The 24058-nt window shown below is 70.7% G+C and carries 25 protein-coding genes; 16 read left to right on the forward strand and 9 right to left on the reverse strand.

Annotation, left to right across the window (positions count from 1 at the left end):
• Positions 1-38: 38 nt before the first annotated feature.
• Positions 39-1388 (reverse strand): acetyl-CoA carboxylase biotin carboxylase subunit, encoded by a 1350-nt coding sequence (locus ACWDMM_RS12605; protein ID WP_449937362.1) that lies wholly within the window; start codon positions 1386-1388, stop codon positions 39-41.
• Positions 1389-1398: 10 nt separating this feature from the next.
• On the reverse strand, positions 1399-3087 hold the full coding sequence (gene accD / locus ACWDMM_RS12610) for an acetyl-CoA carboxylase, carboxyltransferase subunit beta (protein WP_449937365.1): 1689 nt from the start codon (positions 3085-3087) through the stop codon (positions 1399-1401).
• A 198-nt stretch (positions 3088-3285) separates the two neighbouring features.
• On the opposite strand from accD, the gene ACWDMM_RS12615 reads away from it, so the two are divergent.
• The 7 genes from ACWDMM_RS12615 to ACWDMM_RS12645 are packed head-to-tail and all read left to right on the forward strand — an operon-like array spanning position 3286 to position 9903.
• A complete protein-coding gene (locus tag ACWDMM_RS12615; protein WP_357882700.1) occupies positions 3286-4554 on the forward strand; it encodes a beta-ketoacyl-[acyl-carrier-protein] synthase family protein in 1269 nt (422 codons plus the stop codon).
• Positions 4551-5789 (forward strand): ketosynthase chain-length factor, encoded by a 1239-nt coding sequence (locus ACWDMM_RS12620; protein WP_449937368.1) that lies wholly within the window; start codon positions 4551-4553, stop codon positions 5787-5789. The genes ACWDMM_RS12615 and ACWDMM_RS12620 overlap by 4 nt, the downstream gene beginning before the upstream one ends.
• Positions 5786-6040, forward strand: a complete 255-nt coding sequence (locus tag ACWDMM_RS12625) for an acyl carrier protein (protein ID WP_323124396.1) — start codon at positions 5786-5788, stop codon at positions 6038-6040. The genes ACWDMM_RS12620 and ACWDMM_RS12625 overlap by 4 nt, the downstream gene beginning before the upstream one ends.
• Positions 6037-6975 carry an aromatase/cyclase gene (locus ACWDMM_RS12630; RefSeq protein ID WP_449937371.1) on the forward strand — a complete coding sequence of 313 codons (939 nt, stop codon included), beginning with the start codon at positions 6037-6039 and terminating at the stop codon, positions 6973-6975. Before ACWDMM_RS12625 ends, ACWDMM_RS12630 begins: the two co-directional genes overlap by 4 nt.
• On the forward strand, positions 6972-7898 hold the full coding sequence (locus tag ACWDMM_RS12635; protein ID WP_357208345.1) for an MBL fold metallo-hydrolase: 927 nt from the start codon (positions 6972-6974) through the stop codon (positions 7896-7898). The genes ACWDMM_RS12630 and ACWDMM_RS12635 overlap by 4 nt, the downstream gene beginning before the upstream one ends.
• Positions 7886-9139: an FAD-dependent oxidoreductase gene (locus ACWDMM_RS12640; protein WP_449937372.1), complete on the forward strand. Its 1254-nt coding sequence runs from the start codon at positions 7886-7888 to the stop codon at positions 9137-9139. Before ACWDMM_RS12635 ends, ACWDMM_RS12640 begins: the two co-directional genes overlap by 13 nt.
• A 2-nt stretch (positions 9140-9141) precedes the next feature.
• Entirely contained in the window at positions 9142-9903 is a 762-nt protein-coding gene (locus tag ACWDMM_RS12645; protein ID WP_449937373.1) for an alpha/beta fold hydrolase, read from the forward strand.
• Between the two features lie 7 nt (positions 9904-9910).
• On the opposite strand, the gene ACWDMM_RS12650 is transcribed toward ACWDMM_RS12645, so the two are convergent.
• On the reverse strand, positions 9911-10282 hold the full coding sequence (locus tag ACWDMM_RS12650; protein ID WP_195081902.1) for a winged helix-turn-helix transcriptional regulator: 372 nt from the start codon (positions 10280-10282) through the stop codon (positions 9911-9913).
• A 103-nt stretch (positions 10283-10385) separates the two neighbouring features.
• Between ACWDMM_RS12650 and ACWDMM_RS12655 the strand changes: the two genes are divergently transcribed.
• Both ACWDMM_RS12655 and ACWDMM_RS12660 read left to right on the forward strand, forming a co-directional pair.
• Complete coding sequence (locus ACWDMM_RS12655) at positions 10386-10877, forward strand: luciferase domain-containing protein (protein ID WP_449913750.1); 492 nt, start codon at positions 10386-10388, stop codon at positions 10875-10877.
• A 29-nt stretch (positions 10878-10906) separates the two neighbouring features.
• Positions 10907-11341 carry a lipocalin-like domain-containing protein gene (locus ACWDMM_RS12660; RefSeq protein ID WP_449937376.1) on the forward strand — a complete coding sequence of 145 codons (435 nt, stop codon included), beginning with the start codon at positions 10907-10909 and terminating at the stop codon, positions 11339-11341.
• On the opposite strand, the gene ACWDMM_RS12665 is transcribed toward ACWDMM_RS12660, so the two are convergent.
• Together ACWDMM_RS12665 and ACWDMM_RS12670 are read right to left on the reverse strand one after the other, a co-directional pair.
• The gene (locus ACWDMM_RS12665; protein ID WP_449937378.1) at positions 11302-11778 is read right to left on the reverse strand and encodes an acetyl-CoA carboxylase biotin carboxyl carrier protein; all 477 of its coding nucleotides are present in this window, start codon (positions 11776-11778) and stop codon (positions 11302-11304) included. The genes ACWDMM_RS12660 and ACWDMM_RS12665 overlap by 40 nt on opposite strands.
• 15 nt (positions 11779-11793) lie before the next feature.
• A complete protein-coding gene (locus ACWDMM_RS12670; protein WP_449937380.1) occupies positions 11794-12576 on the reverse strand; it encodes an SDR family NAD(P)-dependent oxidoreductase in 783 nt (260 codons plus the stop codon).
• Positions 12577-12746: 170 nt separating this feature from the next.
• Between ACWDMM_RS12670 and ACWDMM_RS12675 the strand changes: the two genes are divergently transcribed.
• The 5 genes from ACWDMM_RS12675 to ACWDMM_RS12695 all read left to right on the forward strand — a co-directional run bounded on the left by ACWDMM_RS12675 (position 12747) and on the right by ACWDMM_RS12695 (position 18556).
• Positions 12747-13166: a nuclear transport factor 2 family protein gene (locus tag ACWDMM_RS12675; RefSeq protein WP_449937383.1), complete on the forward strand. Its 420-nt coding sequence runs from the start codon at positions 12747-12749 to the stop codon at positions 13164-13166.
• A 25-nt stretch (positions 13167-13191) separates the two neighbouring features.
• Positions 13192-13800: a malonic semialdehyde reductase gene (locus ACWDMM_RS12680; RefSeq protein ID WP_195081907.1), complete on the forward strand. Its 609-nt coding sequence runs from the start codon at positions 13192-13194 to the stop codon at positions 13798-13800.
• Between the two features lie 110 nt (positions 13801-13910).
• Positions 13911-16106: an ArnT family glycosyltransferase gene (locus ACWDMM_RS12685; protein WP_449937386.1), complete on the forward strand. Its 2196-nt coding sequence runs from the start codon at positions 13911-13913 to the stop codon at positions 16104-16106.
• A 204-nt stretch (positions 16107-16310) separates the two neighbouring features.
• Positions 16311-17027: a response regulator transcription factor gene (locus ACWDMM_RS12690; RefSeq protein ID WP_195081909.1), complete on the forward strand. Its 717-nt coding sequence runs from the start codon at positions 16311-16313 to the stop codon at positions 17025-17027.
• The gene (locus tag ACWDMM_RS12695) at positions 17024-18556 is read left to right on the forward strand and encodes a sensor histidine kinase (protein WP_449937388.1); all 1533 of its coding nucleotides are present in this window, start codon (positions 17024-17026) and stop codon (positions 18554-18556) included. The genes ACWDMM_RS12690 and ACWDMM_RS12695 overlap by 4 nt, the downstream gene beginning before the upstream one ends.
• A 402-nt stretch (positions 18557-18958) precedes the next feature.
• Here the strand turns inward: ACWDMM_RS12695 and ACWDMM_RS12700 are convergent, their stop codons facing one another.
• The 3 genes from ACWDMM_RS12700 to ACWDMM_RS12710 all read right to left on the reverse strand — a co-directional run bounded on the left by ACWDMM_RS12700 (position 18959) and on the right by ACWDMM_RS12710 (position 20461).
• Positions 18959-19759, reverse strand: coding sequence for a PIG-L deacetylase family protein (locus tag ACWDMM_RS12700; RefSeq protein ID WP_195081911.1), 801 nt, complete (start codon positions 19757-19759; stop codon positions 18959-18961).
• A 22-nt stretch (positions 19760-19781) separates the two neighbouring features.
• A complete protein-coding gene (locus ACWDMM_RS12705) occupies positions 19782-20177 on the reverse strand; it encodes a hypothetical protein (RefSeq protein ID WP_323124395.1) in 396 nt (131 codons plus the stop codon).
• Between the two features lie 80 nt (positions 20178-20257).
• A complete protein-coding gene (locus tag ACWDMM_RS12710; RefSeq protein WP_195082131.1) occupies positions 20258-20461 on the reverse strand; it encodes a hypothetical protein in 204 nt (67 codons plus the stop codon).
• A 278-nt stretch (positions 20462-20739) separates the two neighbouring features.
• On the opposite strand from ACWDMM_RS12710, the gene galE reads away from it, so the two are divergent.
• Together galE and ACWDMM_RS12720 are read left to right on the forward strand one after the other, a co-directional pair.
• Positions 20740-21717, forward strand: a complete 978-nt coding sequence (gene galE, locus ACWDMM_RS12715) for a UDP-glucose 4-epimerase GalE (RefSeq protein ID WP_195082132.1) — start codon at positions 20740-20742, stop codon at positions 21715-21717.
• 374 nt (positions 21718-22091) lie between these two features.
• Entirely contained in the window at positions 22092-22652 is a 561-nt protein-coding gene (locus tag ACWDMM_RS12720) for a hypothetical protein (RefSeq protein WP_195081912.1), read from the forward strand.
• Between the two features lie 10 nt (positions 22653-22662).
• Here the strand turns inward: ACWDMM_RS12720 and ACWDMM_RS12725 are convergent, their stop codons facing one another.
• The gene (locus tag ACWDMM_RS12725; protein WP_195081913.1) at positions 22663-23988 is read right to left on the reverse strand and encodes a cryptochrome/photolyase family protein; all 1326 of its coding nucleotides are present in this window, start codon (positions 23986-23988) and stop codon (positions 22663-22665) included.
• Between the last annotated feature and the right edge of the window lie 70 nt (positions 23989-24058).

A 24058-nucleotide genomic window follows, 5' to 3' on the forward strand; every position in this document is an offset into this window, starting at 1 on the left:
CGCTCGATGACGCGGGGCCGGGCAACGGTCCGGTGCGCTCATTCCCGTCCGAGCAGTTCGTCCACCAACCCGGTGGTGTGCGTGGCGGCGCGCATGGCCGGGTGGTCGAGCACCTCGTAGAGGAAATCGCGGGTGGTCGCGACGTGGGCGCCCGAGATCCGGAATTCCGCCAGCGCCCTGCGCATCCTGGCCAGCGCCCGGTCGCGATCGGGTGCCCAAACCACCAATTTGGCCAGCAGCGAGTCATAGTTCGGAGGTATCGAATAGCCGGCGTGGGCATGGGTGTCGACACGGACGAACGGACCGCCCGGCGGGGTGAATTCCGTCAGGATGCCGGGAGCGGGCGCGAATTCGGCCGCAGGATTTTCGGCATTGATCCGGCATTCGATCGCCGCGCCACGCAGGACAATATCCTCCTGCGCGAGGCCGAGCGGTTCTCCCGCCGCGACGCGAATCTGCTCGGCGATGAGATCCATACCGGTGACCATTTCGGTCACCGGGTGTTCCACCTGAATTCGGCAGTTCACTTCCATGAAGTAGTAATCGCCGTCCCGATCGACCAGGAATTCCACGGTGCCCGCGCCGGTGTACCCGGCTTCGAGCACACCGTGCACGGCGGACTCGCCCATTCGCCGGGCCAGGCCGTCCGGTAACAGCGGCGCAGGCGATTCCTCGATCAGCTTCTGGTGCCTGCGCTGCACCGAGCAGTCGCGTTCACCCAGGTACACGCCGTTGCCGAAGGCGTCGCACAGCACCTGTATCTCGACGTGCCTGGCCGCGGCGAGGTACTTCTCCAGATACACTCGGCTGTCGCCGAACAGCATCCGCGCCGTCGCCCTCGTCTCCTGATATGCGCACGGGAACGCCGCGCTCTCGTGCACCACCCGCATGCCGCGCCCGCCTCCGCCCGCGGCCGCTTTGACGATCACCGGATAACCGATCGAATCCGCGAGCGCGTGCGCCTCGTCGAGTTCGAGCGGATCGAGGCTGCCCGGCAGAAGGGGCAGCCCGGCCTTCGCCATCAGCGTGCGCGCCGACTGCTTGTCGCCGAGCTGGGCCATCACGTCGGCGGGCGGCCCGATCAGCGTTCTGCCCGCCGCTCGGCACGCGTCGGCGAAATCCGGCGACTCGGAGAGGAATCCGTAGCCGGGATGGATCGCGTCCGCGCCGGTGAGCTCGGCGGCGGCCAGGATCGCCGCGGCGTTCAGATAACTGCGCTTGGCCGCGGACGGGCCGATCTGCACCGCCTCGTCGGCGAAACGCACCACCGCCGACTCGGCGTCGGCGACCGAGTGCACCGCCACGGTGCGCACGCCGAGTTCGCGGCAGGTGCGCGCGACGCGAAGCGCGATCTCGCCGCGATTGGCGATCAGGATTTTCTCGAACACGACGCCACTCCTACGCGACCGACCGGACCAGGACCTGCTGCCGCGCGCCGAAGCGCCGGAACCGGGCGCGGCGTTCGTCGGCCAGCTCGGCGCCGCCGCGACCGGCGAGTTCGCCGAGGGTCGCGGCCAAGGCGCGGCGCAGTCGGTCGGCCGCGGCCACGGGAGCCGCGCCCACATCGTCGTCCGGCTCGGGCAGCACCGCGTCCACCACCCCGAGACGCAACAGGTCCCAGGCGGTCAGCGACAGCGCGGCGGCGGCGTCGGGCGCGGCGGCGGGATCGTTCCACACGATCGCCGCGCAGCCCTCCGGGCTGATCACCGAGTACGTGCCGTTCGCGAACATCAGCACCCGGTTGGCCACACCGAGCGCCAGGGCTCCGCCGCTGCCGCCCTCGCCGATCACCACACTGACGACCGGCACCCGCAGGGCGGACATCAGCCGGATGTTCTCCGCGATGACGATCGCCTGCCCCTGCTCTTCGGCGGTCGCACCCGGATATGCGCCGGGCGTGTCGATCAAGGTGACGACGGGCAGCCCGAGCTTCTCGGCCAGCCGCATCAGCCGCGCCGCCTTGCGATACCCGGCCGGGGTCGGCATGCCGAAGTTGCGTTCCATCAGTTCCTTGGGATCGTGTCCCTTCTGGTGGCCGATCACCATGACCGGCCGCCCGCCGAGCCACGCCGTTCCGCCGACCACCGCGGCGCAATCGCCGGAGATCCGGTCGCCGCGCAGCTCGCGGAATTCGTCGAAGGCGAGGGCGAAGTAGTCCATCGCGGTGGGCCGCCGCGGTGATCGAGCCCGGCCTACTTGCGTCCAGGGATCGGTCACGGGGACGCGGGCCGGATCGGTGATCGTTCCCGCGTCGGCGGGGACGAAGGTGTCGGCGGGATCGACCGGACTTGCGGCCCGCAGCAGCGAGCCGAGCGCCTGGCGCAGACCCGCGCGCGGGACGATCAGGTCGATGAGCCCGCGTTCCAGCAGGAATTCGGCGGTCTGGAACTTCGGCGGCAGCTCCTGGCGGATGGTCTGCTCGATCACCCGCCGCCCGGCGAACCCGAGGCGCGCGCCCGGTTCGGCGATCAGCACGTCGGACAGGGTGGCGAAGGAAGCCGCGACACCGCCGTAGGTGGGGTCGGTGATCAGGGTGACGGTGAGGATGCCCGCGCGGTCGAGTTGTTCCAGCGCCGCACTGGTCTTGGCCATCTGCATCAGCGACAGCGGACCCTCCTGCATCCTGGCGCCGCCGGACGCGGTGACGATGATCAGCGGAAGACGCCGGGCCAGCGCGGTTTCGGCGGCCGCGGTGATCATCTCGCCGACGGCGGTGCCCAGGCTGCCGCCCAGGAAGCGGAAGTCCATGGCGGCGATCACCGCCGGCCTGCCCTCGATCGTGGCCACCGCGCACAGCACCGCGTCGTGCATGCCGGTATGAGCGCGGGCGGCGGCCAGCCGGTCGAGGTAGGGCTTGGTGTCGGTGAACGTCAGCGGGTCTTCGTCGGTGGCGGGGACCGGCAGCGGCTCGAAGCGGCCATGGTCGGCGAGCTGCTCGATGCGCTGGCGCGCCGTGATCGGCGTGTGCCTGCCGCATTCGCCGCAGACGCCGAGGTCGCGGGCGAACCGCTTGCCGTACAGCGGGATCAGGCATGCCGGGCAGAGCACCCAGTCCGCGGCGCCGTCTCGGCCGTGTGCTGACTTCATCACGCGTGTCTCCTGTGCTCGGGAACGGGTGATCGATCCGGGCGGCGCCGGCCGAATGATCACTGCGACAGCCTGCGCCGCACCGCTAGAGAACAGCTCGACTCCTTCGCTCGAGCGAGGTTCGAGGGCCGTCGCCGATGCTCGATCGCACCATCGAAGGGAGAACGCCATGAACCTCAACGCATCCGGTGGTCCACGATGAGCCGCCGCGTCGTCGTCACCGGGCTCGGCGTCCGCGCGCCCGGGGGGTCGGGCAAGGACGAGTTCTGGAAGCTGCTGTCGGAAGGCCGCACCGCGACGCGCCGGATCTCGTTCTTCGACGCCTCGCCGTACCGGTCCCAGGTGGCCGGCGAAGCGGACTTCGACCCGGTGCGGGAAGGGTTGTCCCCCCGAGAGATCCGGCGCATGGACCGTGCTGTGCAGTTCGCCGTGGTCTGCGCGCGGGAGGCGGTGGCCGACAGCGGGATCGACCTCGCCGCGGTCGATCCGCACCGGCTCGGTGTGAGCCTCGGCAGCGCGGTCGCCGCGGCCACCAGCCTGGAGCGTGAGTACCTGGTGCTGTCGGACTCCGGGAAGAACTGGCTGGTCGACGAGACGTATCTGTCCCCGCACATGTTCGACTACATGATTCCCAGCGTGATGCCCGCCGAAGTGGCTTGGAGCGTCGGCGCCGAAGGACCGGTGGCGATGGTCTCCAACGGCTGCACGTCGGGACTGGACTCGGTGGGCCACGCGGTGCAGCTGATCCGCGAGGGATCGGCCGACGTCATGGTGGCGGGGGCGTCGGACACGCCCATCACACCGATCGTGGTGGCCTGTTTCGACGCGATCAAAGCGACCACCCCGCGCAACGACGAGGCGGAGGTGGCCTCGCGGCCGTTCGACAACTCGCGCAACGGGTTCGTGCTCGCCGAGGGCGCGGCGATGTTCGTGCTGGAGGAGTACGAGAGCGCGCGCAGGCGCGGTGCGCACATCTACGCCGAGATCTCCGGGTACGCGACCCGGTGCAACGCCTATCACATGACGGGACTCAAAGCCGACGGCCGCGAGATGGCCGAGGCGATCCGGGTCGCGCTCGACGAATCCAGGATCGATCCCACCGCCGTGCACTACATCAACGCGCACGGCTCCGGCACCAGGCAGAACGACCGCCACGAAACCGCTGCGGTGAAGCGCAGCCTCGGCGCGCACGCCTACGCCACGCCGATGAGCTCGATCAAGTCGATGGTCGGGCATTCGCTCGGCGCGATCGGCTCGGTGGAGATCGCCGCCTCGCTGCTCGCGCTGGAATACCAGGTGGTGCCGCCGACGGCGAACCTGCACGAACCCGACCCCGAATGCGATCTGGACTACGTGCCGCTGGTCGCCCGCGACCACCGGATGGACACCGTGCTCACCGTGGGCAGCGGGTTCGGCGGCTTCCAGAGCGCGATGGTGCTGCGCAAAGCGGAAGCGGTGGCGGCATGATCCTCGTGACCGGAATGGGCGTGCTCGCGCCCAACGGCACCGGCGTGGAGCGTTTCTGGGACGCCGTGCTGGCCGGGCGCGGCGGGGTCGCGCCGCTCACCCGGTTCGACACCAGCCGCTCGGCGGCGCGCCTGGCCGGCCAGGTGGCCGATTTCGACGCCGGTGCCCACCTGCCGAGCCGGCTGCTGCCGCAGACGGACGTCTCGACCCGGATGGCGCTGGTCGCCGCGCAGTGGGCGCTGGACGACGCGAAGGTCGACACGGCGGCGATGACCGACTACGACATGGGCGTGGTCACCGGGAATGCTTCCGGTGGCTTCGAATTCACCCATCGGGAGTTCAACAAGCTGTGGTCGCTCGGCTCCGAGCACGTCAGCGTCTACGAGTCCTTCGCGTGGTTCTACGCGGTCAACACCGGCCAGATCTCCATCCGGCACGGCATGCGCGGACCGAGCAGCGCCTTGGTCGCCGAGCAGGCGGGTGGCCTGGACGCGATCGGTCACGCGCGGCGCACCGTGCGGCGCGGGACGCCGCTGGTGGTCACCGGCGGCGTCGATTCGGCGCTGGATCCGTGGGGGTGGGCCTCGCATCTGTCCAGCGGTGCGGTGAGCACCGCGACCGACCCCGAGCGCGCGTATCTGCCGTTCGACGCCCGCGCCGCCGGGTACGTGCCGGGCGAAGGCGGCGCGATGCTGGTGATCGAGGACGCCGCCGCCGCGCGGGCTCGTGGCGTGCCGAAGGTACACGGCGAGATCGCTGGGTACGCATCGACCTTCGACCCGCCGCCCGGTTCCGGCCGGCCCTCTGGCCTGCGCCGCGCCGCCGAGCTCGCGCTGGCGGACGCCGGGATGACGCCCGGCGACATCGACGTGGTGTTCGCCGACGCCTCCGGCATACCCGATCGCGATCGGGACGAGGCCGCCGCCATCGAGGCGGTGTTCGGGCCCGGCGGCGTTCCGGTCACCGCGTCGAAACCGCTGACCGGGCGCCTGTTCTCCGGTTCCGGCCCGCTCGACGTCGTCACCGCGCTGCTGGCGATGCGCGACTCGGTGCTCCCGCCGACCGCGCACACCACCACCCTCGCCGAGGACTGCCGGATCGATCTGGTTCTCGGCGCCCCGCGCTCCGCCACCGTCGGCGGCGCGCTCGTCCTTGCACGCGGGCGCTGGGGTTTCAACTCCGCGGTCGTCGTGCGCGCCGTATCCGATCGAGATCTGCCGAGGAGCGAATCATGACCATGACCATCACCGATTTACGCCGCATTCTGGTGGACTGCGCCGGCGGCGAAGACCTCGCCGAACTCGGCGGCGACATCGCGAGCGTGGAATTCGAGGAGCTGGGCTACGACTCGCTCGCGCTCATCGAGACCGCGGCGCGCATCCAGCGCGACTTCGGCGTGACAATCCCCGAGGAACAGCTCATCGAGGTCAAGACGCCACAAGAGCTGGTCGACATCGTGAACACCCAACTGCGCGGTGCGGCATGAGCGCGGAAGTGATGTCCCACTCCAGGGTGGTGCGGGCCGCCCCGGACGTCGTCTACGACCTGGTCGCCGACGTCACCAGGTGGCCGGTGATCTTCGAGCCGAGCGTGCTGGTGCGGCATCTGCACCGCGGGCCGGACGAGGAACGCTTCCGGCTGTGGGCGACCGTCGGCGGCGCGGTGCGGAACTGGACGTCGCGGCGGGTGCTGGACGCCGGACAGCGCCGCATCGCCTTCCAGCAGGAGCGCAGCCAGGCGCCGATCGCGTCGATGGGCGGCGGCTGGTCGTTCCGCGAGCTCGGCCCCGGCACGACGAAGGTGGTCTTGGACCACCACTTCACGGTGGTGGACGGGGCCGATGCCGCGCAGGTCGCCGCCGCGGTGGATCGCAACAGCGTGTCCGAGCTCGCGGCGCTGGCCCGTATCGCCGAACTCGGTCACCCGGCGCGCGAGGTGGTCCACACCTTCGAGGACACGGTGACGCTGGACTGCTCGGCCTCCGAGGCATACGACTTCGTCTACCACAGCGAACGCTGGCCCGAGCAGGTGCCGCACGTCGGCCGCGTAGAGCTCACCGAGGACGCCGACGGCGTGCAGCTGATGGAGATGGACACGGTGACGGCGGGCGGCCTCCCGCACACCACCAAATCGATCCGGGTATGCGTTGCGGGCGAACGGATCGACTACAAGCAGCTGGTGCCGCCCGCGATACTGTTCGGCCACAGCGGCGGGTGGGAGTTCGCCGACGGACCGGGCGGCGCGGTGGTGACCGCGCGGCACACGGTCGCGATCGATCCCCCGGCCGCGCGCGAGATCCTCGGTGCGAACACCGATCTCGCCGATGCCCGCGCGTACCTCACCGAGGCCCTTTCCAGCAACAGCCGCAACACGTTGCGGTGCGCGGAACGCCATGCCGCGTCGACGAAGTCGCCGACATGACCGCCACCGAGACGGCCGCGGCACCGCGCGTGCACGAGATCGCCGACGGCGTCTACGCCTACACCCACAGCCGCGGCGGCTGGTGCGTCAGCAACGCCGGTGTGCTGACCGGGCCGGACGGCGCGGTGGTGATCGACACGCTGGCGACGGAAGGGCGCACCCGGGCGCTCGTCGAGTTCGTCGACGGGCTGGGCGCCGGCCCGGCCCGCACCATCGTGAACACCCACCACCACGGCGACCACAACTTCGGCAACCACCTGTTCGGACCGGCGGCGGTCGTGGTCGGCCACGACCGGATCCGGCCGGAGATGATCGAGACCGGCCTGGCGCTGACGAAGCTGTGGCCGGACGTCGAATGGGGCGATGTGCGGGTCACGTTGCCCAGCATCACGTTCAGCTATCACCTCACCCTGCATCAAGGCCGGCGCCGGGTGGAACTGCTCCACTTCGGCACGGCCGCGCACACCACCAATGACGTGGTGGCGTGGCTGCCCGAGGAACGCGTTCTGTTCGCCGGGGATCTGGTGATGTCGGGCGCGGCGCCGTTCTGCCTGATGGGGTCGGTCAGCGGGGCGATCACCGCCGTCCGGCGGCTGGCCGCGCTGGGCGCGGAGACGGTCGTCGCCGGGCACGGCCCGGTCACCGGGCCGGAGATCTTCGACCAGACGCTGCGCTATCTGCGCTGGGTGCAGGACCTGGCGGTGGAGGGACGCGCGCTCGGGCTGACGCCGCTGGCGATCGCGCTGGAGGCCGACCACGGCGAGTTCGCCGACCTGGTGGATCAGGAGCGGCTGGTCGGCAATCTGTATCGCGCGGACGCGGAACTGTCCGGCGGCGAGCCCGGTGAGCCGCTGGATGTCCTGGCGATCTTCGACGAGATGGTGCTCTACAACGGCGGGCAGGTGCCGGCATGCCTGGCGTGAGCACCGAATCGGTGCGGGTGTGCGTGATCGGCGGCGGTCCGGCGGGGCTGATGACCGGTCTGCTGCTGGCGCGCTCCGGCGTACAGGTGCTCGTGCTGGAGAAGCATCCGGACTTCCTGCGGGATTTCCGGGGCGACACCGTGCACACCTCGACACTGCTCGCGATGAACGAACTCGGCCTGGCCGAAGAATTCCTCGCGCTGCCGCACGTCGAGCTGCCCCGGCTGCCGATGGCGACCGCCACCGGGCCGGTGGTGTTCGCCGATTTCAGCGCGCTGCCAGGCCCGTTCCCGTTCGTGGCCTTCATGCCGCAGTGGGACGTGCTGAACTTCCTCGCCGAGGCCGGTCGCCGCTATCCCGGTTTCCGGCTGGTGCAGGAAGCGGAGGTCACCGAGCTCATCCTGCGCGACGGCAAGGTGACGGGCGTACGCGCCGAGACCACCGACGGCCCGCTGGAGGTCGCCGCGGATCTGGTGATCGCGGCCGACGGGCGGCATTCGATCGTGCGCCGGTCGGGGCTGCTCGAGGTCGCCGCCGCCGCGGCGCCCATGGACGTGCTGTGGTTCCGGGTCGGCAAGCCGGAGGGCGAGCGCCTGCCCACGGTGCGCAGCGGGAAGGGCTTCTTCATCGTCTGTATCGATCGCGGCGACTATCTGCAAGTCGCCTACATGATCCCGAAGGGCGGTTTCGCGACGATCCGGGCGGCGGGGCCGGCGCGGTTCCGTGCGGATCTGGCGGCCATCTATCCCGTGCTCGCGCCACGGCTGGACGCGGAGATTTTGGACTGGGACGACGTGAAACCGCTCGACGTGCGGGTGGACCGGCTGCGCCGCTGGTACCGCCCCGGACTGGTGGCGATCGGGGACGCGGCGCACGCGATGTCCCCGGCGGGCGGAGTCGGCATCAATCTCGCGGTGCAAGATGCCATCGCGACCGCCCGGCTGCTGGCGCCTGTCCTCGCGGCGGGCGTGAACCCGTCAACGGCCCAGCTGCGCACCATTCAGCGCCGCCGTGAATTGCCCATGCGCGTCGTGCAATTCGCGCAGCTGCACTTGCTGGCCGACCTCTACCCCAGCGCGGGACGGCCAGGAACCGACAATCCGCTGCTGGTCCGGCTGCTGCGCCGTTTCCCGCGCCTGCCCCGGCTGGTGGCCCGGGTGATCGGCCTCGGCGTCCGGCCCGAGCCGGTGCCGCCCGCGACCGGAACCGTCACCGCACTGACGAGACTCAGGGAGAACTGATCGTGTCGACCTACTTGCTCATTCACGGCGCCTTCCACGGCGGTTGGGTCTGGCAGCGGGTGACTCCGCTGCTGGAGGACGCGGGGCATCGTGTCCTGGCCCCGTCGCTGGTCGGTTTGGGCGACCGCGCGGACCTGCTCACCGCGGATGTCGGCCTCGACACCCACGTCGAGGATCTGATCGACCTGGTCACCGCCGAAGATCTGACCGACATCGTCCTGGTGGGGCACAGTTACGCGGGCATCGTCGTCACCGCGCTGGCCGACGCCGTGCCCGACCGCATCGCCGAACTCGTCTACATCGACACCTTCGTGCCTCGCGACGGCGAGGCGGTGGCCGACATCATGCCGGGCATGGTCGAGGCCTTCGCCGCCGCGGCGGCCGCGACCGGTGACGGCTGGCTGGTGCCGCCGCAGACCGAGCCGGCCGGCGACGGCGGACTGTACGGCGTCACGGAGGAACCCGATCTCAGCTGGCTGGCGTCCATGCAGACGCCGCAGTCGCTGAAGACCTTCCAGCAGCCGATGGTTCTGACGAACCCCGAGGCGCTGGCGGCGATCCCGGCGCGGCACGTCCATTGCGGCGAAGGCGGCGACGACTTCAAAGCGATGCGCGCCGCCATGCCCCGCACCCTGCCACCCGCCGATCTGCCCGCCGATCGCCTGCACGTCCTCCCCACCGGGCACGACTGCATGATCACGATGCCTCGCGAACTGGCCGGATTCCTGCTCACCGTGGCGCCGCGCCCGGCATCCGCCCGCTGACCGCGGATCAGCTCACTCGCTCCCCTGCGTCGAAGGCGGCGCGCGCCGCGAGAACCTCGCCGAGATGCTCGGCGGACCAGGCCACGATGCTGCCGAACACCGGGGTGAGCGTTCTGGCCAGCGGGGTCGCCTCGTATTCGACGCGCGGCGGGACCTCGGGGTAATAGGTGCGCGCGACCAGGCCGTCGCGTTCGAGCTGACGCAGGCGCTGGGTGAGGACCTTCGGGGTCAGGCCGGGAATGCGCTGTTGCAGTTCGGTGAAGCGCAGCGTGCCGTCGTGGGTAAGCACCCACAGCACCTGGGTGGACCAGCGGCCGAACACCAGGTCGATGACGGGCGTGATCGGACAAGGATCGACGGGCTCCGGCACGGCTGGCATACGTCCTCCTGGTAAGTCACTTTCCCCTTGGTTACTACTATACTTTGGAAAGTAATGTGTTTCCAGGGGTCGCGAGTACGCGAAAACCGAAGGGAGCACAGTCATGACGACAACAGTGGACGGCCGCCTGGACCTGCCGCGCCGCTCCGGCGAGCGGCCGCGCACCCGGGAGCACAACCCACACCAGCAGCTCGACCAGATCGCGCCGCCCGAGCTGCAAGAGGAGCTGTGGTCGCGGATGACCACGCTCGACGGCGTCCTGCTCGGCCGCAGTGGCGTCTCCCTGCCCGACACCCGGGCGCTGCACCTGCGACCGGGGATCGCCCGAGGGCCGCGTGCGGCGTACCTCGCCGGCACGGAATTCGCCCACCTGCACGGGCACGGAGACGGCAGCCTGCACATGTGCCTGCCGGAAGACGTGGTGGCACACGCGGTTTCCCGAGGATGGGCGGAGGCGCATCCGATGGCGCGGCAGGGCTACCTGCCGGGGACGCTGGTGATGGTGTACGGGCCGCGCGATCACGCGGAGCTGGAGGTCGTCTGGCAGCTGGTGCGGATCAGTCACCGCTTCGCCGCCCGACCGGCTACAGCGTGATTAGAGCGGCGGCCGCCATCGTCGGTGTCATGAACGCATCCGATCTTGTCGGCACCTGGGAACTGGTGTCCTACTACGACATCGACGAGCAGGGCGTCACGAGCGAGGGACCACTTGGCGACGCCCCGCGCGGCCTGCTGATCTACGGCGCGCACGGCTACATGTCCGTGAGCATGATGCGCACGGACGCAGCCACGGGAGCCACCCCGTTCATGGGATACGCGGGCACCTGGCGGCGCACCGGCGCGGAGGTGGTGCACGCGATCAGCGTGTGCTCCAACCCGGCGTGGGCGCGGACGGAGCAGGTGCGGCAGATGTCGCTGAACGGTGACGTGCTGACGCTGATCGGCGCCGCACAGGTCGGCGGGCGGACACAACGCCGGGTGCTCACCTGGCGTCGCGGCCGCCCGCCGGAATCCGACCGTCATTCCGCGGTATACGAGAACAAGGGCTCGTCGAATTGAACCGGTTCGCCGTCTTCCTTCAGTATCCCGGTGATCACGCCGCCTGCCTGGGCGGTCACCGGAATCATCAGCTTCATCGCCTCAACGATGCCGACCTGCTGCCCGGCGCTCACCCGGTCGCCGACCGCCACGAACGGGTCAGCGCCCGGCTCGGGGCATCGATAGAACACGCCGACGCTGGGCGCGCGCACGACCGCGCCGAGCGCCTCCGGAGCGGCGACGGCTTCCACCCCGGCCACCGCGAGCGGGGCGGTCCCGACCGGGCTCGCTTCGGCCCACTCGGCCTCGACGGTCACCTCCCCCACCTGGAAACGCAGCGCGCTCGGCTGCCGCGGAAAACCCGCGAGCAACTGCAACGCGCCGGACTGGATCGCTTCCAGCACACGCAGATAGTCCTCGTGTCCGGTAGCGGGAGCGTTCTCCTCCACTGCGGTCATCGCCGTCACTCCTCGTCAGTAATTGCCCAGTCCGCCACAGACGTTCAACGCCTGCGCGGTGACGGCGCCCGCCCCGGGACCGATCAGATAGTCGACCATCGCCGCCACCTCGAACGGCTGCACATAGCGGCCGATGGGCACCCGCGCGCTGACCCGCGCGTGCACCTCGTCGGTGTCGACGCCCCACAGCCCGGAATACACCTCGCGCACCCGCTCGGCCATCGGCGTCTCCACGAAGCCGGGGCACACGGCGTTCACGGTGATCCCGGTCTTGGCCAGTTCGAGGCCGAGCGCCTTGGTGAAGCCGACCACGCCGTGCTTGGACGCGGAGTACGGAGCGCCGTGCACCACGCCCTGTTTGCCGCCGGTGGAGGCGATGTTGACGATGCGGCCGCTGCCGCGTTCGAGCATGCCGCCCGCGTTCAGCACCGCCTTCGTCATCAGGAACACGCTGTTGAGATTGGTGTTGATCACGTCGAACCACAGGTCGTCAGGCACCTGCGCGGTGACGCCGCCGCCGCTGCGGCCCGCGTTGTTGATCAGGATGTCGATCGGGCCGTAACGCCGCACACCGGCGTCGACGTACTCGCGCACCTGCGCGGCGTCGGCGACGTCGCAGACGGTGCCGTCCACCTCGTGGCCCTCGTCCTGCAGGCTCTTCACCGTGTCGGTCACCCGCTGTTGATCGCGAGCGCAGAGGAACACCGCGATGCCCTTGGCCGCAAGGCTTTTGGTGATCTCCAGGCCCATTCCGCTGGTCGCTCCCGTGACCAGCGCGACGCGCCGATTTTCCGCCATGACTCCTCCATCGGTCGAACTTCCGAACCCGCCGGGCTTCTCGACCACCAGGGTCGACCCGCGTCCTATAGATCCGGTCAACCGCGCCCGTGCCTCGGCTCAACCGAGGCTCTAGCGGCGTGCACCACGCTGGCGTGCAGCCGAGCCCCGCCGCGACCACAGGAGCAACCATGACCACCGTCGCCAGCCGCACCGAGTTGTACGCCGAGGTCCAGCAGTTCTACGCCGAGCAGATGCAGCGGCTGGACAACCGCGACATCCCCGGCTACGCCGCCACCTTCACCGAGGACGCGGAATTCGAGCACACGCCGGGCATTCCGCCCGCCCGGACCAGGGCGGGGATCATCGCCGACCTGGTCGAGTTCCACAAGCGCTTCGACACCGACCCGATGCAGCGCAGGCATTGGTTCAACATGATCAACCTGCAACCGCAGGACAACGGCACCATCGTGTCCACCGCCTACTGCCTGGTGGTGAAGATCCGCCCGAACAGCAAGCCGGAGATCGCGCCGAGCTGCGTCGTGCACGACGTGCTCGTCCGCACCGACGGCGGGTTGCTGACCCGGTCGCGGCGCGTCGTCCACGACTGATCCGACCACCCTTCGAGGAGAACCCGTGAACTCCGTTCAGCCCGCCTTGCTCACACTCGCCGCCGACGCTCAAGACCTGCTGTTCCGCGAGGCCCGCACGGCGAACGCGTTCACCGACGAGCCGGTCACCGACGAGCAGATCCGCGAGATCTACGAACTGGTGAAATACGGACCCACGTCGATGAACCAGCAGCCGCTGCGGATCGTCCTGGTACGCAGTCCCGAGGCGCGGGCACGGCTGGTCGGCCACATGATCGACAACAACAAGCCGAAGACGGCCGCCGCGCCGCTGTCGGCGATCCTGGCCGCCGACCTGAATTTCCACCAGCACCTGCCCAAGGTGTTCCCGCACGCGCCGGAGGCCAAGGACTACTTCGCCGACCCCGGCTATCGCGCCGAGTCCGCGCGCTTCAACGCGTCGATCCAGATCGGCTACTTCATCCTCGGCGTCCGCGCCGCCGGGCTGGCGGCGGGGCCGATGAACGGCTTCGACAGCGCGGGTCTGGACGCGGATTTCTTCCCCGGCGGGGAACACACCGGCCTCGTCGTGGTCAACATCGGCAAACCCGGTCCGAACGCCTGGTTCCCGCGTTCGCCGCGACTCGAGTACGCGGAGGTCGTCAGCACGGTGTGATCCGGGCGAGCGCTGCCCGGCCGCACAGCGCACTCCCAGCTTTGCCCCAGCTTGCGGGCAGCCCGCCTTCCTAGCCTTCGAGCAGAGGTTGACGAAAGGAAGGCGAAATCATGGCGCTGATCACGAGCGTCCCGCCGGGCGTCGAGGCCGACGAGCGACTCGTCGGCGCCCATCGCGCCCCGGCCGGACGGTCCTGGGCGGATCGCGTGTTCTTCGGGCCCGCGACGCAACCGCGGTGGGCGCGCCCGGCGCTGCTCGCGCTGCTCGTCGCGACCGCGGTGCTGTATCTGTGGAATCTGACGGTGTCCGGTTGGGCGAACGAGTATTACGCCGCGGCGGCGCAGGCGGGCACGCAGAGCTGGAAGGCGCTGCTGTTCGGCGCGCACGACGCGGGCAACGCGATCACAGTGGACAAGCCGCCCGCGGCGCTGTGGGTGATGGGGCTGTCGGGGCGGCTGCTCGGGTTCGGCTCGTGGTCGCTGCTGGCGCCGCAGGCGTTGATGGGCGTGGGCTCGGTGGCGCTGCTGTATGCCGCGGTGCGGCGGTGGAGTGGGCCCGGCGCGGGCCTGCTCGCGGGTGCGGCGTTGGCGGCGACGCCGGTCGCCGCGTTGATGTTCCGCTTCGACAACCCGGACGCGCTGCTGACCCTGCTGCTGATCGCGGCGGCCTACTGCACGGTGCGGGCGATCGACTCGGACGCCCCGCGCTGGCGTTCGGCGAGTACCGGCTGGCTCGCGCTGGCCGGTGCCGCCATCGGGTTCGCGTTCCTGACCAAGATGATGCAAGCGTTCCTGGTGCTGCCAGCGCTGGGCTTGGTGTTCCTGGTCGCGGGGGCGGGCGGATTCTGGTCGCGCGTCGGCAAATTGATCACCGCGTGCGCGGCCATGGTGGTCGCGGGCGGCTGGTACGTGCTGCTGGTCGAGTTGTGGCCCGCTGATTCGCGCCCGTACATCGGCGGATCGACCGATAACAGCCTGTGGGAACTGGCGCTCGGTTACAACGGCATGGGCCGGTTGCTCGGCGGCAGCGGCAATCCGAGCGGCGGCGGCTCGGGCGGCCCGGGCGGTGGCGGCATGGGCGGGGCGTTCGGCGGCGAGACCGGACTGGCCCGGCTGTTCAGCGGCACCATGGCGACCGAGATCTCCTGGCTGCTTCCGGTCGCGCTGATCGGCTTGGTCGCCGGGCTCTGGCTGAGCGGCCGCGCACCGCGCACCGATCGGCTGCGGGCGGCGATGGTCCTGTGGGGCGGCTGGCTGGTCGGCACCGGCCTGGTCTTCAGCTACATGAGCGGCATCATCCACCCGTACTACACGGTGGCTCTCGCGCCCGGCGTAGCCGGTGTCGCCGCGATCGCGGTGACGCAGCTGTGGCGGCGGCGCGGACACGTGGCGGCCAGGATCACTTTGGCCCTGCTGTCGGCGGTCACCGGCGCCTGGGCCTTCGTGCTGCTGAACCGCACGCCGGACTGGCTGCCGTGGCTGCGCTGGACGGTGGTGGCCGTGACGGCGATCGCCGCGGTGGCGCTGCTGCTCGGCGCGCACCGATCGCGCCGGATCGCCGTCGTGATCGCGGCCACGGCGTTGCTCGCCGGATTCGCCGGATCGACGGCCTACGCGATCGAGACGGTCACGCACGCGCACAGCGGCGGCATCCCCACCTCCGGACCCGCGCAGACGGGGTCGATGGGCGGGCCTGGTGCACCCGGCCGGGGCGCGGGAGCCGACGACGGCCGCGCCCAGGCCGCAGACGGAGCGTCCGGGACCGGTCGGCCGACCGGAGACTCGGCCGGCACCGGCCAAGCAACCGGCGACGCGGCCCCCACCGACACCGGCCAAGCAACCGGCGACGCGGCCCCCACCGGCCAGCCGACCGGCGACGCGGCTCTCGCCGACGGCGGCCTGCCGACCGGCGATGGGGCTCCCGCGAGCGGTCCCGGCGGCGGCGGACCTGGTGGCAGCGCCGACAACGCCGAGTTGGACGCCCTGCTGGCCGACACCGACAACCGGTGGTCGGCGGCGAGCATCGGCTCGGGCACCGCCTCCAGCCTGGAACTGCGCACCGGCACGTCGGTGATCGCGATCGGCGGCTTCAGCGGTGGCGACGACGCGCCGACGCTGGCCCAGTTCCAGCAGTACGTGGCGAACGGCGAGGTGCACTACTTCATCGCGCAGGGGCAGGGCATGCGGCCCGGCTCCAGTGGCGAGAAGTCGGCCGCGGACCAGATCACCGAGTGGGTGAAGGCGCACTACACCGCGAAGACAGTCGGCGGCGTCACGGTCTACGACCTGACCGCACCGACCAGCTGACGATTCCGGTCCGCGATATCGCCGCGTCCCACGACGCGGCGATATCGCGTTCCGCGGGTTCGAGGGCCGCGCGGCATCACTGTCCACGACCGCCCGGCAAGGCCAGCCGGGCGTTGCCCACGCACGTCTGCGGTGATCCCCGTTCACAGGAAACGTCCAGCTTGCTCGCAGGTTGCTCAGCGCTTGCGGCGCAACCATGGGTGCATGACCGGCACCGAACCCGAAGCCCGCGTCCTCATCGTGGACGACGAACCGATGATCATCGAACTGCTCGCCGTGAGCCTGCGGTTCCAGGGCTTCGAGGTGGCCACCGCGCTCAGCGGCACGCAGGCGCTGGACCGGGTGCGCACCTTCCGGCCGGACGCGCTCATCCTCGACGTGATGATGCCGGGCATGGACGGGTTCGGGATGCTGCGGCGGCTGCGCGCCGACGGGGTGAGCGCCCCCGTGCTGTTCCTGACCGCACGCGACGACGTCGACGACAAGCTCACCGGCCTCACCCTCGGCGCGGACGACTACGTGACCAAGCCGTTCAGCCTGGAGGAGGTCATCGCGCGTCTGCGAGTCATCTTGCGCCGCAGCGGAATACAGTCCGTCCAGGAGAGCGCCAACCGGATCGCGGTCGGCGACCTGGTGCTCGACGACGACAGCCACGAGGTGTGGAAGGCGGGCGCGCCGGTGTCGCTGTCGCCGACCGAGTTCACGCTGCTGCGGTACTTCATGGTCAACGCGGGCAAGGTGCTGAGCAAGCCGAAGATCCTCGACCACGTCTGGCGCTACGACTTCGGCGGCGACGCGGGTGTGGTCGAGTCGTACGTGTCCTACCTGCGGCGCAAGATCGACACCACCGAACCGAAGCTGCTGCACACGCTGCGCGGGGTGGGCTACGTGCTGCGTGAACCCCAGGCGAGCCGGACGTGAGCGCACGGGAGGAACTCGCGCGGCGGGTCTCGGCGGTCCCGCTGCGAATCGGGCTGGTGATCGTGCTGCTGCTGCTGACGGCGGCGGCGTTGTTCGCCTCGGGCGCGGCGGTGACCTCGGCGCTGAGCCGGTCGCTCACCCAGCGCACCGACGAGCAGCTCTACGACGCGGCGCGGTCCTGGGCGCAGCCGCGCCCGATGCGGCAGGTCACCACGAACGACGGTCGCACTCAATGGATTCCGGCCGACCTCCCGGCCGTGCCGGTGCAGCCGAGGTCGGCGGGCGAGCAGCCGCGCCGCTTCTTCGAACTGCGCACGGGAGCCGACGGGCAGGTGTACCAAGAGCTACCGGGCGCCAACAACGCCGCGGGCACCCCTGAACTCGACGGCGCGAACACCCGCACGCCGCGGACGGTGGATTCCGCCGACGGTTCCTCGGTGCGCTGGCGTGTCCTGACCACCACCAACCAGTACGGTTCCACCACCATCGGCCTGCCGCTGACCGACAACCAGGAGACGGTCTCGCGGCTGATCTTCTTCGAGATCGGCACGGGAGCCGCGGCGCTGCTGGCCCTCGGCGCCGTCGGCTACCTGGTCATCCGGCGCAGCCTGCGGCCGCTGCGCGAGGTGGAGCAGACAGCGGCGGCCATCGCGGGCGGCGACCTGCACCGGCGCGTGCCGGTGCGCGGCGTCGACACCGAGGTCGATCATCTGGCGCGGTCGTTGAACGAGATGCTGGCGCAGATCCAGCACGGCGTGGCCGCGACCGAGGCCTCGGAGGAGGCGGCCCGCCGATCGGAGGCGCGGATGCGCCGCTTCGTCGCGGACGCCAGCCACGAACTGCGCACGCCGCTGACCACGATCCGCGGTTTCGCCGAGCTGTACCGCCAGGGCGCGAGCAGCGACGCGGGGATGGTGGTCGGCCGGATCGAGGCCGAGGCCGAGCGAATGGGACTGCTGGTCGAAGACCTGCTGTTGCTGGCGCGGCTGGACGAGAAACGGCCGCTGGAGCGCAAACCCGTCGACCTGCTCGCGCTCGCCGGTGACGCCGTGCACAACGCCAGGGCCATCGCCGCCCGCCAGAAACCCTCCCCCGACGCGCCGGATCGTCCGATCACGCTGGCGCTCGGCGACGGCGAGGGGACCATGGACGTCGTCGGCGACGAGGCCCGCCTGCGCCAAGTACTGAACAACCTGATCGGCAACGCACTCACCCACACTCCGCGGGAAACACCGATCACGGTGCGGCTCACCCCAGCGCCCGATCGCGTCCGCATCGACGTGATCGATGCGGGCCCCGGCCTGTCCCCCGACGCCGCGGCCCGGGTGTTCGAACGCTTCTACCGCGCCGACGCCTCACGCACCCGCGCCAGCGGCGGCACCGGCCTCGGCCTGTCCATCGTCCAAGCCTTGGTGACCGCCCACGGCGGACGGGTGTCGGTCGACAGCGAACCGGGATGCGGGGCGACCTTCACCGTGGTGCTGCCTCGGGAGCCCGTCGACACCGCCGGCGCGGTGCCGGCGCGGTAGGCGAGCTTCCGCGCCGAAGCCCGCCGCCGAGCCCGTGCTCGCCAGGTGTCGCCGTCGAGGACCGGTCGGCTTCCCTGTCGGCCCACAGGCCAGCCGGCGTGGTCCATCGGTACCACCGGAACGCGCAGGTCCACCGCAGAAAGGCGCCGGTCCGCCCGGGTCCACCGCGGAAGGAGCCGGTCCACCACAGGAACGCGCAGGCCCGCCGCAGAACGACCCGGCCCACCGGGACCCGCCGACGATCGTACGGCTCGGATCGGCGACCGCGATCGCATCGCGACCTGCGATGTAGTCGAATCGGCCTGGATCACCGACCCCTCGGCACCGCGCGCGTAGCGAGGTGGGTCGCGGGTGGTCTCGGCACACGGGTCGGCTCGTCACGAACCTCCGCACGCGAACCGCTCAGCGGGAGGCGGGCCGGAAGATGTCGTCGAGGGGAGGGCCGGAGGTAGGGGTAGCGCCTTCTTCGGCGTACCACTCCCACCGCATGACCCGGGCCAGCACCGAGGTCGGCATGCGCAGCAGCACCTTGGCGATGGCCGCGAAGCGGCTGGAGCCCTCGATGACCGACCGGTGGGCGGCCAGGGCGGTCTTGCGGCGGGCGGCGTGGGCGGAGACGTCGATGCGATGGGTGATCGCCGCACGCGGACTGTAGAGCGAGTCCAGAACCGATGAGTCGTAGCGGAAAGGAAAGCCCAGCCGTGTCAGTGAACGGACGAGGCGGGTGTAGCCATCGCGGGGCAGTGTGGCGTCCAGAACCCGCGCCACCCCGGCCAGTTCGGCCGCGCGCTTGCCCACCTGGTGCACGCGGACGTGGTCGCGATGCCCGTACCCGCCGTTGGCGTCGTAGCTGAGCAGGATCTCCGCGTTCTCCTCGCGCAGGATCGCGGCCAGCCGCCGCGCCGCGTCCTCGGGGTCGGCGCGGGCGAAACGCGTCCGGTCCGGCGGGTCGGCGTACAGCACCGCGCCGTGCCCGCTGTCGGCGTAGCCGAGGTGGGCCACTCGGTGCACGCCGAGGGCGGCGGCGCTGGCCTCCAGCTCATCGAGCCGCAGCGCCTTCCGGCCGTCCAGATCGGCCATGTGGCCGTCGGTGGCCACCACGATGACGGTGCGGTGCCCGGCGGCGGACAGCTCGGCCAGCGTCCCCCCGGTCAGCAGCGTCTCGTCGTCGGGGTGCGCGTGGAATGCCACAACGGTCGCCATCGCAACAGTGTGCCAAAGACATTCACACGAGGTCCCTTGCCAGCCTGGTCGCGCCGACCAGCATGTACCCGCCGGTCAGAGCGACCAGCGCGACCGCGGTGGGCCGGGGGACGTCGCCGCGCACGAGGCGCACCCCGCCGTGCGTCGTGTCGAGGATGTCCACCAGCAACGCCAGGCGCTGCCAGCGCGGCAGCTCCTCGGCGGGCGCGGTCAGATATCCGAGGCCGAGCGCGATCGCCCGCGCGCCGAAGATCCGGGTCATGTAGTCGAGTTCGGGCGTCGGCCGCACGCCCAGCGCCCTGCTCAGCGTCCGCGGAGCCACGAGCGCGGCCGAGCCGAGCGCGACCCGTCCGAGCGCAAGGCCGCGCAGCGCACCGGCCAGCGCCGAGCGGTGTTGCCGCATGCTGTTCGTCACCATGGTCCCGAGCCTGGCCCACAACGCCGATCAGGTCGATTACCCGCGAGGTAATCGACCTGATCGGCGGCGAGTCGACGGACTCAGGGCAGCGGGATCCACTGGTTGAAGAACCAGAATCCGTGCGGGCTCGGCTGCGGGTCCTGGTGGTGCTGTTCGGGAACCGGGCCGCGGCCGCGGTCACGGTCGTCGTGACCGGGATCCGCGCTCGCGACGCCCGCGCCGACGCCGACCGCCGCCAGAGCGATGCCTCCGACCGCCGCGGCCTTCGCCACCTTGGACTTCAACGCCTTCATACTCGTTCTCCTAGGTCCGGGCCCCTCGGGCCGCCGGCCGGACTTCGACCGTGAGAACGATCCTCGGCGCGGGATCTCGAGAGATCCCGGTAGTGCGCTGAGAAGTAGCTGACAACCGGGGCCGGTATCTCGAGCCAACGCACAGGCTCGGCAGAGCCGCCGGGGCGGATCCGGACGCGATGATGAATCCGAACACCGACCCGGCCGTCGGCGCGCTCGCCACGGCCTACTCTGAGGTCTTCGGCCAGCCATCCAAGGAGAGGACACCCGTGAAACTTCTCGTCACCGGCGGCGCCGGCTACATCGGCAGCGTCGTCGCGCACCAGCTCGTCGAAGCAGGCCATGAAGTGGAGATACTCGACGACCTGTCCACCGGCTTCGCGTCGAACCTCCCGCCGCGCGCGACGTTCCACGAGCTGTCGATCCACCGCGTCGCCGACGTGCTCACCCCGGCGGCAGGCTTCGACGGCGTGCTGCACTTCGCCGCCAAGATCGAAGTCGCCGAATCGGTCGCCAACCCCGAGAAGTACTGGTGGAACAACATCGAAGGCTCGCTCGCGCTGTTGCGCGCCGTTCGCTCCGCCGGCACCCCGCGCCTGATCTTCTCCAGCACCGGGTCGATGTACACCGGCGACGGCAGCACACCTTTCGACGAGAACGCCGAAGTGCGTCCGGCCAATCCCTACGCGGCGACCAAGGCGACGGTGGACATGATGATCGCGGGCGAATGCGGCGCGAGCGAGCTCGGCGCGGCGTCGCTGCGTTACTTCAACGCCTCCGGCGCCGTCGTCACCGGGGACGCGCGGCTGGGCGAGCGGCACGAGCCGGAATCGCACCTGATCCCGATCCTGCTGCAAACCGCTGCGGGACAACGTGATTCGTTCACTCTTTACGGGACCGACTACCCGACGCCGGACGGCACCTGCATCCGTGACTACGTGCACGTGGCCGATCTGGCCGCCGCGCATCTGCTGGCGCTGGAGGCCATCCGCCCCGGCGAGTACGAGGTGTACAACCTCGGCAACGGCAGCGGGTACTCCAACCGGCAGGTGCTCGACACCGTGCGCGAAGTCACCGGGCGCGATTTCCCGGTGCACTACGGCCCGCGCAGGCCGGGTGACCCGGCCGTCTGCGTGGCCGCGAGCGGCAAGGCGGGCGCCCGGCTCGGGTGGAAGCCACAGCGTCCCGACCTCGCCGACATCGTCGCCGACGCATGGGACTTCCACCGGTCGGGCTACGGCGGCTGATCGATCGGGAGGACGATCCGGCGAAGCTCCGTAATTCCCGGGCAACCTCCGCCGGCGAGCCCGGGAAGCACGGGTCGCTCAGAGAATGAGCAGAATCAGCGCCTTCTGCAGAGTGTCCACGATGCGGCCGATGGTGATCGCGATTTCGACGGTGCCCATGACAGGCCCCTTTCCTCCGATGCGGCAAATCCTCGACATCTCAATTCAAACCCGCGCGAACGGTATTCGCCAAGCTCACGCCGCCACACGTGTGGTCCAGGAGGGTTGATCCGCGCGGCCGTGCTCTTCGAATCATCTGTGTCGCGGCGCCTGCCGCGACCGTGGGGCCGATCATCGCCGCGCGCACGCCTTTCGATCCACCGTCAGGAGCACCTGTGACGTCCTCGCAACCGTTGGCCCGGAAACCCTCGCACGACTGCGCTCGGCATGCGGCGAGCACGGTCGGGCAAGCCACGGCGATCCTCGGCATGCTCCATCTCGTTCCCGCCGATCACGCCGCCGTTTACGCCGGGCTCGCGGCACTCGCCGAGGACGACACGTGCGAGCCGGACTGCGATCTCACCCGCGCTCTGCGCGCCGTGGTCGTCCATCTCGGGACGACAGCCGAGCTGACACACCGGCACAGTGTGACAGCGCTCGCGGACGAACTCGCCGAGCTCATCGGCATCGTCGAGGATTGCGGCCGGAGCACGGCCCGATCGTTCGCGGCGCCGTTGGATTCCGTTGGCGCGCAACGCTACCGCGCCGAGATCCTGCGACTCGCCCGCGATGCCGACGACGCGTTCCGCCGCTTGTTCGCACGGTGGTACTTCGACACCGACGATCCGGCGGCGGTGGCCGGGATGCGCGACATGGGCGACGAACTGGAGAACGTGGTGCGAGCCTTCGAGTCGGTCGCCGACGCCGTGCGGCGACCGAGCGCGCCGCGAAGGTGATCCGGGGCCGTCACATCCCGGCGACGTCGATGATCGGCGCCGGATAGTCCGCCGGATCGACCTGTTCGCGCCACGGCCGGTGGACGCGCGCCCCGGGCAGATGCGCCAGCTCGGGGATCCAGCGCCGGACGTACGCGCCGTCCGGGTCGTAGCGCTGCGCCTGGCGCAGCGGATTGAGCACCCGGTTCGGCCTGGTGTCGGTGCCCGTGCCCGCGACCCACTGCCAGTTGAGCTGATTGTTCGCCAGATCGCCGTCCACCAGCCAGCGCAGGAAGTGCTGCGCGCCCACTCGCCAGTCGATCCGCAGCGACTTGGTCAGGAAGCTGGCCGTGATCAGGCGGGCCCGGTTGTGCATCCAGCCCTCCGCGCGCAGCTGCCGCATCCCCGCGTCCACGACCGGGTGCCCGGTGTGTCCCTCCCGCCAGGCGTCGACGGCCTGCTGGTCGTCGCGCCAGCGGATCGAGCGGGGGCGATAGTCCGACCAGGCCGCGGACGGGCGAGCGGCCAGCAACTGATGGTGGAAGTCGCGCCAGGCCAGCTGCCGGGCGAACGCGTGCCCGCCCTCGGTGGCCATGTCGACCCGGTGCGCCAGCTCCACCGGGGACACGCAACCGAAATGCAGATACGGCGACAGCCGCGAGGTGGCGTCGGCGGCGAGGTCGTCGTTGTCGCGCGCGTAGTGCTCGACCGGCCCGGACAGCCAGTCCCGCACGATCTTGCGGCCCGTCGTCTCACCGCCCACGGCCAGTCGAGGCGACGTCGGGCCCGCGCACAGTTCGGCCGCGTCCGGCAGCGGCAGGCCGGCCACCGGCGGCACCGTGAGGCGGCGCGGCCTACCGAGCGGCTCGCGCCGCGGCGCGTCGGACCAGCGCCGGAAATACGGGCCGAAGACCGCGAAGTGATCGCGCCCGGTGGCGGGCAGCAGGGTCGCCGGATCGGCGACGGTGACGGTGGCGGGATGGGTGTGCAGCAGGCAGCCGCGGCGGGAGAGAAGCTCACGCAGCGCGCGTTCGCGCCTGCGGCTGTAACCGCTGACGTCGGCGGCGACGTGCACGCTCTCGGCGCGCACCTGCGCCACCAGGCGATCGACCTCGGCGGCCACGTCGCCGCGGCGCAGGACCAGGGCGCCGCCGACGGCGCGCAATTCGTCGTCCAGTTCGGCGAGGGCGGCGGCGAGGAACCGGGCGCGGTTCGGCGCGGCGAAGCGGCCGGAGAGGATGGCGTCGTCGAGGACGAACAGCGGCACCACCGCGGCGCCCGCCCGGTGCGCGGCGGTCAGCACGGGATTGTCCCGCACCCGTAGATCGCGGGTGAACAACGCGATCGTGACGGTCATCGCGCACGCTTCCGCAGCACGGCCCGGATGGTCATCAGCAAGTCCTTTCGCCGGAACGTGCTCGGCGCCC

It is taken from the genome of Nocardia sp. NPDC003726 (assembly GCF_053586955.1).

Bases quoted from the DNA above. Each gene is read 5' to 3' on its own strand.
- ACWDMM_RS12635 (WP_357208345.1), top strand. From the start codon at position 6,972: ATGACCGCCACCGAGACGGCCGCGGCACCGCGCGTGCACGAGATCGCC.
- ACWDMM_RS12700 (WP_195081911.1), bottom strand. From the start codon at position 19,759: ATGGCGACCGTTGTGGCATTCCACGCGCACCCCGACGACGAGACGCTG.
- ACWDMM_RS12625 (WP_323124396.1), top strand. From the start codon at position 5,786: ATGACCATGACCATCACCGATTTACGCCGCATTCTGGTGGACTGCGCC.
- ACWDMM_RS12655 (WP_449913750.1), top strand. From the start codon at position 10,386: ATGACGACAACAGTGGACGGCCGCCTGGACCTGCCGCGCCGCTCCGGC.
- ACWDMM_RS12640 (WP_449937372.1), top strand. From the start codon at position 7,886: ATGCCTGGCGTGAGCACCGAATCGGTGCGGGTGTGCGTGATCGGCGGC.
- ACWDMM_RS12670 (WP_449937380.1), bottom strand. From the start codon at position 12,576: ATGGCGGAAAATCGGCGCGTCGCGCTGGTCACGGGAGCGACCAGCGGA.
- ACWDMM_RS12675 (WP_449937383.1), top strand. From the start codon at position 12,747: ATGACCACCGTCGCCAGCCGCACCGAGTTGTACGCCGAGGTCCAGCAG.
- ACWDMM_RS12615 (WP_357882700.1), top strand. From the start codon at position 3,286: ATGAGCCGCCGCGTCGTCGTCACCGGGCTCGGCGTCCGCGCGCCCGGG.
- ACWDMM_RS12620 (WP_449937368.1), top strand. From the start codon at position 4,551: ATGATCCTCGTGACCGGAATGGGCGTGCTCGCGCCCAACGGCACCGGC.
- ACWDMM_RS12665 (WP_449937378.1), bottom strand. From the start codon at position 11,778: ATGACCGCAGTGGAGGAGAACGCTCCCGCTACCGGACACGAGGACTAT.
- ACWDMM_RS12705 (WP_323124395.1), bottom strand. From the start codon at position 20,177: ATGGTGACGAACAGCATGCGGCAACACCGCTCGGCGCTGGCCGGTGCG.
- ACWDMM_RS12690 (WP_195081909.1), top strand. From the start codon at position 16,311: ATGACCGGCACCGAACCCGAAGCCCGCGTCCTCATCGTGGACGACGAA.
- ACWDMM_RS12685 (WP_449937386.1), top strand. From the start codon at position 13,911: ATGGCGCTGATCACGAGCGTCCCGCCGGGCGTCGAGGCCGACGAGCGA.
- ACWDMM_RS12630 (WP_449937371.1), top strand. From the start codon at position 6,037: ATGAGCGCGGAAGTGATGTCCCACTCCAGGGTGGTGCGGGCCGCCCCG.
- accD (WP_449937365.1), bottom strand. From the start codon at position 3,087: ATGAAGTCAGCACACGGCCGAGACGGCGCCGCGGACTGGGTGCTCTGC.
- ACWDMM_RS12725 (WP_195081913.1), bottom strand. From the start codon at position 23,988: ATGACCGTCACGATCGCGTTGTTCACCCGCGATCTACGGGTGCGGGAC.
- ACWDMM_RS12650 (WP_195081902.1), bottom strand. From the start codon at position 10,282: ATGCCAGCCGTGCCGGAGCCCGTCGATCCTTGTCCGATCACGCCCGTC.
- ACWDMM_RS12660 (WP_449937376.1), top strand. From the start codon at position 10,907: ATGAACGCATCCGATCTTGTCGGCACCTGGGAACTGGTGTCCTACTAC.